This is a genomic window from Thiopseudomonas denitrificans, from assembly GCF_002866065.1.
Lineage (GTDB): Bacteria > Pseudomonadota > Gammaproteobacteria > Pseudomonadales > Pseudomonadaceae > Thiopseudomonas > Thiopseudomonas denitrificans.
Genome location: NZ_LNJZ01000007.1, coordinates 184,528 through 195,967, shown reverse-complemented (window position 1 = coordinate 195,967; position 11,440 = coordinate 184,528). Strand labels below are relative to the sequence as shown.

Annotated in this window: 12 protein-coding genes and 1 other RNA gene; 10 read left to right on the top strand and 3 right to left on the bottom strand. The window is 58.3% G+C overall.

The window, feature by feature from the left end; translation table 11 throughout:
• Positions 1-18: 18 nt before the first annotated feature.
• From ffs to ehuA, 10 genes are all read left to right on the top strand, one after another.
• An RNA gene (ffs, locus tag AR306_RS06875) (signal recognition particle sRNA small type) lies at positions 19-115 on the top strand.
• Between the two features lie 122 nt (positions 116-237).
• Positions 238-2,364, top strand: a complete 2,127-nt coding sequence (dnaX, locus tag AR306_RS06870) for a DNA polymerase III subunit gamma/tau (protein WP_101496821.1) — start codon at positions 238-240, stop codon at positions 2,362-2,364.
• 23 nt (positions 2,365-2,387) lie between these two features.
• Positions 2,388-2,711, top strand: coding sequence for a YbaB/EbfC family nucleoid-associated protein (locus AR306_RS06865; protein WP_101496820.1), 324 nt, complete (start codon positions 2,388-2,390; stop codon positions 2,709-2,711).
• Positions 2,712-2,713: 2 nt separating this feature from the next.
• The gene (gene recR / locus AR306_RS06860) at positions 2,714-3,313 is read left to right on the top strand and encodes a recombination mediator RecR (RefSeq protein ID WP_101496819.1); all 600 of its coding nucleotides are present in this window, start codon (positions 2,714-2,716) and stop codon (positions 3,311-3,313) included.
• A gap of 24 nt (positions 3,314-3,337) precedes the next feature.
• Positions 3,338-4,093, top strand: a complete 756-nt coding sequence (locus AR306_RS06855) for a TrmH family RNA methyltransferase (RefSeq protein WP_101496818.1) — start codon at positions 3,338-3,340, stop codon at positions 4,091-4,093.
• Positions 4,094-4,133: 40 nt separating this feature from the next.
• Positions 4,134-4,373 carry a hypothetical protein gene (locus AR306_RS13165; RefSeq protein WP_146002284.1) on the top strand — a complete coding sequence of 80 codons (240 nt, stop codon included), beginning with the start codon at positions 4,134-4,136 and terminating at the stop codon, positions 4,371-4,373.
• A 59-nt stretch (positions 4,374-4,432) separates the two neighbouring features.
• Positions 4,433-5,290, top strand: a complete 858-nt coding sequence (gene ehuB, locus AR306_RS06845) for an ectoine/hydroxyectoine ABC transporter substrate-binding protein EhuB (protein ID WP_101496816.1) — start codon at positions 4,433-4,435, stop codon at positions 5,288-5,290.
• Between the two features lie 154 nt (positions 5,291-5,444).
• Complete coding sequence (ehuC, locus tag AR306_RS06840; protein WP_101496988.1) at positions 5,445-6,119, top strand: ectoine/hydroxyectoine ABC transporter permease subunit EhuC; 675 nt, start codon at positions 5,445-5,447, stop codon at positions 6,117-6,119.
• Positions 6,119-6,811 (top strand): ectoine/hydroxyectoine ABC transporter permease subunit EhuD, encoded by a 693-nt coding sequence (gene ehuD / locus AR306_RS06835; protein WP_101496815.1) that lies wholly within the window; start codon positions 6,119-6,121, stop codon positions 6,809-6,811. Before ehuC ends, ehuD begins: the two co-directional genes overlap by 1 nt.
• The gene (ehuA, locus tag AR306_RS06830) at positions 6,808-7,599 is read left to right on the top strand and encodes an ectoine/hydroxyectoine ABC transporter ATP-binding protein EhuA (protein ID WP_101496814.1); all 792 of its coding nucleotides are present in this window, start codon (positions 6,808-6,810) and stop codon (positions 7,597-7,599) included. The genes ehuD and ehuA overlap by 4 nt, the downstream gene beginning before the upstream one ends.
• A 412-nt stretch (positions 7,600-8,011) precedes the next feature.
• Here ehuA and AR306_RS06825 read toward each other — a convergent pair whose 3' ends face one another.
• From AR306_RS06825 to cysT, 3 genes are all read right to left on the bottom strand, one after another.
• A complete protein-coding gene (locus AR306_RS06825) occupies positions 8,012-8,980 on the bottom strand; it encodes a sulfate/molybdate ABC transporter ATP-binding protein (RefSeq protein WP_101496813.1) in 969 nt (322 codons plus the stop codon).
• 500 nt (positions 8,981-9,480) lie between these two features.
• Positions 9,481-10,320 carry a sulfate ABC transporter permease subunit CysW gene (gene cysW, locus AR306_RS06820; RefSeq protein ID WP_101496812.1) on the bottom strand — a complete coding sequence of 280 codons (840 nt, stop codon included), beginning with the start codon at positions 10,318-10,320 and terminating at the stop codon, positions 9,481-9,483.
• Between the two features lie 82 nt (positions 10,321-10,402).
• Positions 10,403-11,221 (bottom strand): sulfate ABC transporter permease subunit CysT, encoded by an 819-nt coding sequence (gene cysT, locus AR306_RS06815; protein WP_101496811.1) that lies wholly within the window; start codon positions 11,219-11,221, stop codon positions 10,403-10,405.
• Positions 11,222-11,440 lie beyond the last annotated feature (219 nt).

The window sequence follows — 11,440 nt, the reverse complement described above, 5'->3', positions numbered from 1 at the left end:
GGTTCTCGATGGCGGCTCTGTTGGTCCCCTCGCAACGATTAACCGTGAACCCGGTCAGGCCCGGAAGGGAGCAGCCGCAGCGGTGACATTGTGTGCCGGGGTGTGGCTGGCAGGGCCGCCTCCATTTCTGCCTGGCAAAATTGCCTCATCTGCTGCTGTGTCGTGGCTCGTTCCATGGACAAGCAGGCGTCTTTTCCTTAGCATGTAGCCCTTCTGAATTACCGGCATGGGATCCTGATGAGTTATCAAGTACTGGCACGCAAATGGCGGCCCCGCTCGTTTCGCGAGATGGTGGGTCAGACCCATGTGCTCAAAGCCCTGATCAGTGCACTGGATACCGGCCGCCTGCACCATGCCTATCTGTTTACCGGCACCCGGGGGGTCGGCAAGACCACCATCGCCCGGATCATGGCCAAATGCCTGAACTGTGAGCAGGGCATCACATCGACGCCCTGTGGCGAGTGCTCCGTATGTCGCGAGATTGATGAGGGGCGCTTCGTCGACCTGATCGAGGTGGATGCCGCCAGCAAGACCAAGGTGGAAGACACCCGCGAGCTGCTCGACAATGTGCAATACATGCCCAGTCGTGGGCGTTACAAGGTCTACCTGATTGACGAAGTGCACATGCTGTCGACCAGTTCGTTCAATGCCTTGTTGAAGACGCTGGAGGAGCCGCCGGAGCACGTCAAGTTCCTGCTGGCCACTACCGACCCGCAAAAGTTGCCGGCAACCGTGCTGTCGCGCTGCTTGCAATTTTCTTTGAAGAACATGCCGCCCGAGTCTGTGGTGGGGCATCTGTCCCATGTACTGGGCAGTGAAAACATTCCTTTTGAGGAACAGGCGCTCTGGCTGCTTGGCCGCGCTGCCGATGGCTCGATGCGTGATGCCATGAGCCTGACCGATCAGGCGGTGGCCTTTGGCGAAGGCAAGGTGCTGGCCGAAGATGTGCGTGCGATGCTGGGTACGCTGGATCAGGGCCAGGTGTTTGGTGTATTGCAGGCATTGGTGGCTGCCGATGCTGCCGCCATGCTGCAGGCCATCCGCCAGCTGGCCGACCATGGTCCGGACTGGATGGGGGTGCTGGGCGAGGTGCTGGGTGTACTGCACCGCACCACGGTGGCACAGATGCTGCCCGATGCGGTGGACAACTCCCAGGGTGACCGGGAGCAGATTCTGCAGCTGGCCGGGGCCCTGCCGCCGGAAGATGTCCAGTTCTATTACCAGGTGGCGCTGCTGGGCCGGCGCGATTTGCCGCTGGCACCGGATGCCCGTGACGGCTTCGAGATGGTCATGCTGCGCATGCTGGCCTTTCGTCCGGCCAGCCTGCCGGGTGCGCCGCGCGCACCTGTGAGCTTTGCAACTCCGGCACGTGGAGATGCAACCGAAGAACAACCTGCCAGGGCTGCTGTGTCGCCGGCCTCCACCCTGCCACCTGTGGCCGGGGCTGAACAACAACAGTCACCGTCACCGTCGGCATCCGGGTCTGCCGCAGAACCTGCAGCAGACGAGCCCGCGCCGTGGGAAGAGGCGGTTGAAACCAAAGTGGCAACACCGGCTGCCGGACTGCCGCCGGTTGATCCGCAGCCTGTGCCTCAGCCGGCATCTGCGGCTCCGGCAACAGGGCCCGTGGTGAGCGAGAAAGAGCCGACGGCTACAGGTGAAGAGCAGGTTCTGCCCGCAGCAACCGGCGCTGTACAAAGCGGTGTTACGGAGACGGGAACAGCCGCAGAGACGCTTGTTGCGGCACCTGACGCACAGCCGGTAGAGCCGGTTTCGGCCAGTGCCGTGGCTGCACCCGTTGTGCCGGAACAGGCAGGGGATGACGATGATGACGATGACGAGGAGCTGGCCGACTTGCAGGACCAGATGGCAGCCTATGCCAGCTGGCAACCCGCCGCCGATGAGCTGCACGAACTGCAGCAGGAGCAGGAGGACGGCGACGTCGACCTGAAACCGGACATCCCTGCCGCCAGCGGGCCGGCGGCACGCTGGATCGAGCTGTGCGAGCGGATGGCCCTGACCGGCATGACCGGGAATATCGTCCGCCAGACCACATTGGTGGCCGATGATGGTGACAGCTGGTTGTTGCACCTGGACCCGCAGCATAGCGCGCTGTTTAACGCCAACCAGCAAAAGCGCATTAACGACAGCATCAATCAGATACTGGAGCGCAGCATCGAGCTGCACATCGAGATCAGGACGCCGCAGGCGGAAACCCCGGCGCTGGCACTTGCCCGCCGCCGTGCGCGGCAACAGGCTGACGCGGTAGTCTCGATCGAACAGGATCCGCTGGTGCAGAGCCTGATCAAGGAGCTGGATGCCCGGGTGCTGCCTGACAGCATTCGTCCGCTCAATCCCGTTTAAATAGATAACAGAGGACTTACCCAATGAAAGGTGGCATGGCAGGCCTGATGAAACAGGCACAGATGATGCAGGAAAAAATGCAGAAAATGCAGGAAGAACTGGCCAACGCCGAGGTGACCGGTGAATCCGGCGCCGGCATGGTCAGTGTGGTGATGACCGGCCGTCACGATGTGCGCCGTGTCAGCATCGACGACAGCCTGATGCAGGAAGACAAGGAAATCCTCGAAGACCTGATTGCCGCAGCGGTGAATGATGCCGTGCGCAAGATCGAAAAAAACAGCCAGGACAACATGGCCAGCATGACTGCCGGCCTGCAGTTGCCCCCCGGCTTCAAGATGCCGTTTTAAGCATGGCGTTCAGTCCGCTGATGCGTGAGCTGATGGACGCTCTGCGCGTACTGCCCGGTGTCGGCCAGAAGAGTGCCCAGCGCATGGCGCTGCACTTGCTCGAGCGTAACCGCGTCGGTGGCCAGCGCATGGCGCAGGCGATCCAGAGCGCGCTTGACCGCGTCGGGCACTGCCAGCGTTGCCGCGCCCTGAGCGAGGACGAGATCTGTGCACTTTGCCTTGATGAACGTCGGGACAACAGCCAGCTGTGCGTGGTGCAGGGGCCGCAGGATATTTTCGCCATCGAGCAGACCGGTTATCGCGGCCGTTATTTTGTCCTGCGTGGCCTGCTGTCGCCGCTGGACGGACTGGGACCGGAGAGTATCGGTATTCCGCAATTGCTGCAGCGCATCGCCGATGAAGGCTTTGCCGAGGTGATCCTGGCCACCAACCCGACCGTGGAAGGCGAGGCCACCGCCCATTACATTGCCCAGAGCCTGCAGGACAATGGCATTCTGGTGTCCCGTCTGGCCCATGGCATGCCGCTGGGCGGCGAGCTGGATACGGTCGATGGCGGTACTCTGACCCATGCGCTGGCCGGGCGCAAGGCCATGGAACTCTAATCGCTTTCCTGTCAGGAACACCTGATGCTGTCGAAAAACCAGAGCAAATTGCTGCGCAGCCTGCAGCGCAAGAAAAATCGCCAGGAGCAAGGCCTGTTTCTGGTCGAGGGCGGCAAGATCGTCAGCGAGTTGCTGGAATCCGGCTGGCCGTTGCACAGTCTGTATGTCAGCGACGACTTTGCTGCTGCACAAGCAGTGGCACTGGCCGGCAGCGGCGTGCCGGTAACGTACTGCAGTAGCGACGAGCTGGCGGCCGCTGGAACCCTGGTCAGCAACCGTGATGCAATTGCCATTGTCCGCATGCCGGGCAGCACCGTACCGGAAATTTCTCCCGGGCAATGGGTACTGGCGCTGGACCGCGTCAATGATCCGGGCAATCTCGGCACCCTGCTGCGCATTGCCGACTGGTACGGCATCCGCCAGCTGGTCTGCACGACCGACACCGTGGATCTGTACAACCCCAAGGTGATCAATGCCAGCATGGGGTCTTTTCTGCGTATTGCTGTAACTTACCTTGATTTGCATGACTGGCTTGCCCGGCTGCCTGCAGAAACAGAGGTGCTGGGTGCCTATCTGAACGGTAATTCGGTGCACCAGTTGCCGGGTAGCCTGCGGGGCGGTGTCTTGCTGATGGGTAGCGAAGCTCACGGTGTTGATGCTGGCCTTGAACCCTTTGTGACCAGAAGAATCACCATTCCTTCTTTCGGTGGTGCCGAATCCCTGAATGTAGCTGTGGCCACTGCAGTCATTTGCGACAATCTTCGCCGTATTTCATCCTGAAAAAGTTCCAGTCAGTTGTGGCTTTCTGACGAAGGAAACCATGGGATTTTACTGGGGTGCTTGCCCGGACAAAGGTTTTCCCGGTAGATTTCAACTATCGCTGTGGTTGTTTTTTGTACAGCCTGAAAAATATTTTCCGGTGTTGCCCAAGCCTTTTGGCCTGATGCTGAGGCTCTTTCAAGCGCCTGTTTCTGGGTGGTTTTTTCGTGTTATCTACAGGTGCTTGCGACTGCCGGGCAAGGGCCTGCAGTGTCCGGTAAAGCCGAAAATAAATTTGTAACTGTTTTTTTTCCTGCTGTAGCATGGCTCGTCCTGATTAGAAAACTAAAAAGGACTGACATGAAAAACCTACGCAAAACCATGGTGCTCACAGCTGTTACGGCAGCGCTAACAATAACCAGTGCGAACCTGTTTGCGGCAGACCTGGCCCAGCTGAAAGACAAGGGTGTAATCCGAGTCGCTGTGGCCAATGAAATTCCTTACGGCTATGCCGACCTCAATGGCGATGTGAAAGGGGCCGGGCCTGAAGTGGCTGCACAGGTATTGAAAAATATCGGCATCGACAAGATCGAATGGCAGGTAACCAACTTCAGCTCATTGATTCCGGGATTGAAAGCCGATCGTTTTGACATGGTGGCAGCGGAAATGGCCATTTTGCCCCAGCGCTGCACAACCGTATTGTTTTCCGAGCCCAACAGCTCCTACGGTGAGGGCCTGCTGGTGCCAGCCGGCAACCCGAAAGGCCTGAAAGGTTACGATGACTTTGTCGAGGGCAGCTACAAGCTGGCGATCATGGCCGGTGCCGACCAGCTGGAAATGATGCAGGCGCTGGGCATGGATGAATCACGCATGGTCACCATCGCCACCAATTCGGATGCCATTTCCACTGTGGCTACCGGTCGGGCCGATGCCTATGCGGCGACCGGCCAGACGGCTGCCGGACTGGCAGCACAAAGCAACAAGGTTGAAGTGGTAGAAGACTTTACCGATCCCGTGATCAACGGTGAAACCGTACGCAGTTGGGGCGGCTTTACTTTTGCCCAGGGCTCGGATGCGCTGCGCGATGCCATCAGCGAAGAGCTGGCCCGTTTCAAGCAGACTCCCGAGTGGGAAGAAATCATGGAACGCAACGGCTTTGTTGCCCATGACCGCGAGGAGTCATTCAAGAAAACCACACAGGAGCTGTGTGACGGCTAACAGGTCGGGGCAACAGCCTTTTTTGGCCGCCCCGTTTACAGCGCAAGCGTAGTGACAGCAGAGGCCGGTCTGCATGAAGACCGGCCGGTACGCCGGCTCTACACAACAGCAGGCCCGCCCCGGGCCTTCTAGCGAACTGTTGCCAATCTTGATCATGGATATTCTAACCTATAGCGGTCATTTGCTTTCCGGTGCCTGGATTACCGTACAACTGACTCTCTACTCCAGTGTGCTGGGGTTGTTTTTTGCTTTTGTACTCGGTGTCGGGAGGGTTTCAGACAACCCTTTTGTGCATGGCCTGAGTGCGGGCATTATCGAGTTTTTTCGTGGCACCTCACTGCTGGTGCAGTTGTTCTGGCTGTATTTCGCCCTGCCGATGATTGGTCAGACGCTTGGCTATGACTGGCGCTTTCCGCCGATGCTGGTGGGCACCTTGGCGCTGGCGCTGAACATAGGTGCCTATGCGGCAGAGGTGGTGCGTGGTGCGATCCAGGCGGTGGCCCCTGAACAGTATGAGGCGGCCAAGGCACTGGATTTCAGCCCGAGACAGACCATGTGGCGCATCATCGTGCCGCAGGCAGTGCCGGAAATGATGCCAAGCCTGGGCAACCTGGCGATCCAGAACCTCAAGGATACCGCGCTGGTGTCGCTGATCAGCCTGGCTGATCTGGCCTACAAGGCCGAACAGCTGCGCAACTTTACCCAGGACAGTACGACCATTTACAGCCTGTTGCTGCTGATGTATTTCGGCATGGCACTGGTGGTGGCCGGGCTGATGAAACTGGCAGAGCGCTACGCCTGCCGCTGGCGTGCGGGAGGCAGTGTCTGATGCTGTTTGGAATTGAATGGGATACCAGCAGTCACTGGGCGTTTGCCGTATCCATCCTGCCGATTCTAGGCAAGGGCCTGTTAGTCACACTGCAGGCCACCGTTGTCGGTTTTTTGCTGGCGGCCGGGTTTGGCCTGGTGCTGGCTGGCCTGAAAGGCATGCGCAGCCGGCTGGTTGCCTGGCCAGCCCGCTTCTTTAGCGAGTTTTTGCGTGATACGCCCCTGCTGGTGCAGCTGTTTTTTCTGTACTACGTGCTGCCGGATTATGGGCTGGTTTTGCCCGCCTTCATGACCGGAGCCCTGGCGCTGGGCCTGCAGTACAGTGCCTATACATCGGAGGTGTACCGGGCCGGCATTCAGTCGGTTCCGGCCGGTCAACTGGAAGCCGCACGGGCGCTGGACCTGACGCCGGGACGTACCTTTTTCGCCATTGTCCTGCCACAGGCGATACCGCGCATCATTCCGGCGCTGGGCAACTATCTGGTTTCGATCATGAAAGATGTGCCCATCTTGTCGGTGGTAGCGGTGCTTGAGGTGCTCAATGTGGCCAGAATCATTGGCGACCGCAGTTTCAATTACATGATTCCGCTCTCCATGGTCGGGCTGATTTATCTGCTGATGACCCTGGTAGCGGCCTGGGCCGTGCGCAAGCTGGACGAGCGCTTGCCCAAAGAAGGAATACATTTGCAATGAGTGAGTCAAACCAGTCAGACAAAATCATCGAGTTTCAAAACGTTACCAAGAGCTATGGGGACCATGTGGTGCTGGATGCTCTGGACTTCAGTGTGCGCCGTGGTGAAAAAGTAACCATTATCGGGCCGTCCGGTTCGGGAAAATCCACAGTGCTGCGTATTCTTATGACGCTGGAAGACATTCAGGACGGCGTCATCCATGTGGCCGGAAAACCGCTCTGGCATGAAGAGAAAAACGGCCAGCTGATGCCTGCGTCGGAAGCCCACTTGCGCATGATGCGCAAGGAAATGGGCATGGTATTCCAGCAGTTCAACCTGTTTCCGCACATGACGGTGATGCGCAATGTAACTGAAGCTCCAAGGCAGGTGCTTGGCTTGAGCCGGGACAAGGCCAAAAAACGTGCGCTCAAATATCTGGATCTGGTTGGCATGACCGAACATGCCGACAAATTCCCCAGTCAGCTGTCCGGCGGACAGCAACAACGGGTTGGCATTGCCCGCGCACTGGCAATGCATCCGAATATCCTGTTGTTTGACGAGCCGACTTCGGCACTGGACCCTGAGCTGGTGGGGGAGGTGCTGCAGGTCATCGAACACCTGGCGAGCCAGCATGATCTGACCATTTTGCTGGTAACCCACGAGATGCAGTTTGCCCGGCAGATTTCTGACCGGGTGTGTTTCTTCGATCAGGGCAAGTTTGTCGAGGAAGGCCGGCCGGAAGAAATCTTCACTGAGCCCAGGGAAGAGCGCACCAAGGCTTTTCTCAGCAGTTTTTTGGGCGACCACTAAGAGATTATGCTGGCAAAGTCAAGGGTGAAAATTCCTTGACTTTTACAGTTGTGCACATCGTCACCCTGCTTGTGCAGGATAGGTTGAATTAGTTGAAAAACCTGATATTTTTCTTTGTATTCACTTGCAAGTCATTGAAAATAAATACTTTTGCTGTATTGTTTGAATTTTGTACAAACTGAGCATGCCCCTTGCACCATGCGCGATTGCCGATGTTTCCTCCAGGTTATGCACAAAGATATCCACAGGGTTTGTGGATGTCTTGGGCAAGCCTGCGCAGTTGTGGAATAAGCGGTATTGGCGTAGCTGAAGCCGTTGCCATGCCGCGATGGTGATGAGTGGCAACAAGGTTGACAGTGCATTCAGAATACGGGGAAAAGGTGCGGCCATCCCTGGCCGCGAGAGAGACCGGTCAACTGGCCTTGGGTTTGAAATACAGGGTTTCGCCGCGCTGCAGACCGTTCAGGCTGGCATCATCACGCACCACTTCGGCTTCGATTGGCAGCTCCTGGCCCTCGACCTTCAGCGTGACGCGGGTGATGGCACCCAGCGGCCGGATATCACGCACGACACCGGCACGGTGTTCGGGTTCGGCCCGGCGTGACAACAACACCTCGTGCGGGCGGAACTGGATCTGCTGGTCGTCCAGCTGCAGCTGGTTGGAGTCGCCAAGGAAGTGGTAGACAAACTCGTTGGCCGGGTTTTCATAGACCTCGGCCGGAGTACCGATCTGCTCGATCACGCCCTTGTTCATCACCACGATGCGGTCGGCCACTTCCATGGCTTCTTCCTGGTCGTGGGTGACGAACACCGAGGTCAGGTTGATTTCTTCGTGCAGGTTGGCCAGCCAGCGGCGCAATTCCTTGCGCACCTTGGCGTCCAGCGCACCAAAGGGCTCGTCCAGCAGCAGGATTTCCGGCTCCACCGCCAGGGCGCGGGCCAGGGCGATGCGCTGACGCTGGCCGCCGGACAGCTGCTCCGGATAACGGTCGGCCAGCCAGTCCAGCTGCACCATGCGCAGCAGCTCCAGCACCTTGTCGTGAATGACGCTTTCCGACGGGCGCTGGCGGCGCGGCTTCATGCGCAGGCCGAAGGCGACGTTGTCGAATACGGTCATGTGGCGGAACAGGGCATAGTGCTGAAACACGAAGCCTACATTGCGCTTGCGCACGTCACGGCGCGACACGTCGGCGCCATTGAAGATGATGTGGCCGCTATCGGGCTTTTCCAGCCCGGCGATGATGCGCAGCAATGTGGTCTTGCCACAGCCGGACGGCCCCAGCAGCGCCACCAGCTCACCGGACTGGATCGACAGATTGATCTCGTTCAGCGCCTTGAAATTGCCGAATGCCTTGTTCACTTGCTGGACTTCGATGCTCATTTTTCTGTTCCCGTAACTTGAATTCTGTTGTGTCGTAAAACTGGTGTCTTGGTGTCTTGGTGTCTGTAGCGCCGGTGAATGGATTCCGCAAACACGCCGCAAGTACATCCATGTAGGCTCCACAACGCCATCCATGGCGTTGAGGGTTTGCTCCACCCATCCCCCGGCGCTACTGCCAAATCCGTGCAACCGGCAGGAGGCGCTGTAGCTGCAATCAACAAACCTTCATAAAGCAGCCATTATCGAGGGAGGTTGTCTTTTCACTTTTCTTTCCCTTCCACGATTTGAGGCGGCTTGCACTAAATTTCAGTGCTGTTTGTGACAAATGCACAGGCTGTGTTTGCGGCAGTGGGGTGCAGGTGGAGCAGGGCTTTGTCGCCATGGATGGCGACAGGGAGCTTACATGGACGTACTTGCAGCGACCCTGCGTAACCTGCACCTCGCTGACGCCCACACAAATCCAAACCACAAACAGTAACCACCAAAAACAAAACCCAGCCTCAAATCATCCCTTTCTTTTCCTGCACCCACTGTTTGACCAGCAACATCACCAGCGCCATCAGCAACAGCAGCGTTGCCACGCTGAACGCAGCGACATGGTTATATTCGTTGTACAAAATCTCGACATGCAGCGGCAGTGTGTTGGTAAAACCGCGAATGTGACCGGACACCACCGATACCGCACCAAATTCGCCCAGCGCCCGCGCGGTGCAAAGCACCACGCCATACATCAGGCCCCAGCGGATGTTGGGCAGGGTGACATGCCAGAACATCTGCCAGCCGGAAGCACCGAGCAGGCGGGCGGCTTCCTCTTCCTGGGTGCCCTGCTGCTGCATCAGCGGAATCAGCTCGCGGGCAACAAAGGGTACTGTGACAAACAATGTAGCCAGCACAATACCGGGTACGGCAAAGATGATCTGGATGTCGTGTTCGGCCAGCCAGTCGCCAAAGAAGCCCTGGGCGCCGAACAGCAATACATAGATCAGGCCGGCGACGATGGGCGATACCGAAAAGGGCAGGTCGATCAGGGTGACCAGCAGACTCTTGCCGCGAAACTCGTACTTGCTCACGCACCAGGCGGCTGCGAGGCCGAACACCAGGTTCAGCGGCACGGAAATACCAACAGCGAGCAAGGTCAGCTTGAGCGCGGCAATGGCGTCAGGCTCCAGGACGGCGGTGAAGAAGCTGGCGTAGCCCTGTTTCAGCGCTTCGCTCAATACCACGCCCAGCGGTAGCACCAGGAAAAACAGGAAGGCCAGCCAGGCAGCGGCAATCAGGCTGATCGCGCCCCAGCGCCGCTCGCGGGCCAGTCCGGTGGTGGTGATGGCTAATGTACTCATGCTTCGTTTTCCAGTTCGGGTACGTGAAAATCCGTTTGTGCAGGGTCTTGCAATGTGGATGCGGGTTGTCCGGACAATGTTGTCAGCCGCGACTGATCCGGCGTTGCAGCAGGTTGATCAGCAGCAGGAAGACAAAGGACACAGCCAGCATCATCACACCAATGGCGGTGGCCCCGAGGTAATCGTACTGGTCCAGCTTGACCATGATCAGCAGGGGCAGGATTTCGGTCTTGCCGGGCATGTTGCCGGCAATGAAGATCACCGAACCGTACTCGCCAACGGCACGGGCAAAGGCCAGGGTAAAACCGGTCAGCCAGGCCGGCAGCAGCGCCGGGATCAGTACGTGACGTAGCACCTGGAACTTGTTGGCACCCAGGCAGCTGGCCGCTTCTTCCAGCTCGCGGGGAATGTCTTCCAGCACAGGCTGCACGGTGCGCACGACAAAGGGCAGGGTGACGAAGGTCAGCGCCAGAATGATCCCCAGCGGGGTGTAGGCGATTTTCAGGGCGATCTCGTTGGCCCACTGGCCGACCCAGCCACGCGGTGCATACAGGGCGGTCAGGGCAATGCCGGCCACTGCCGTTGGCAGGGCAAAGGGCAGGTCGATCAGGGCATCGATGATCTTGCGGCCGGGAAAGCGGTAACGCACCAGCACCCAGGCCAGCAGGGTGCCGACCAGGCCGTTGAGCAGGGCGGCGGCCAGCGCGGCACCAAAACTCAGCTTGAGAGCGGCCAGCACCCGGTCGTGACTGACAATGGCATAGAACTCCGGCCAGCTCAGCTTGCTTGCGTACACCAGCATGCCGGCCAGCGGCAACAGCACGATCAAGCTCAGGTATACCAGGGTGTAGCCGAGGGTCAGGTTGAAACCGGGGATGACGGGAGAAGGACGTAACGCCATGGTCTTGCCTTGTCTTGGTGCATGAATGGCGCAGATTCTAGACAAAAATACATATTCTTAAAAAGACTAATTGGTAATCTGCTTATTCTGTTTTGTCAGTTTGATGTGAGGCAAATGGCATGAGCGCACATGGCCGGAATCCTTTCAATGCTTGCGCACCGGCTTCTGTTTTGACAAACCTTGGTCCAGATCACTTTGTCACTCTATATCCTGTGATAG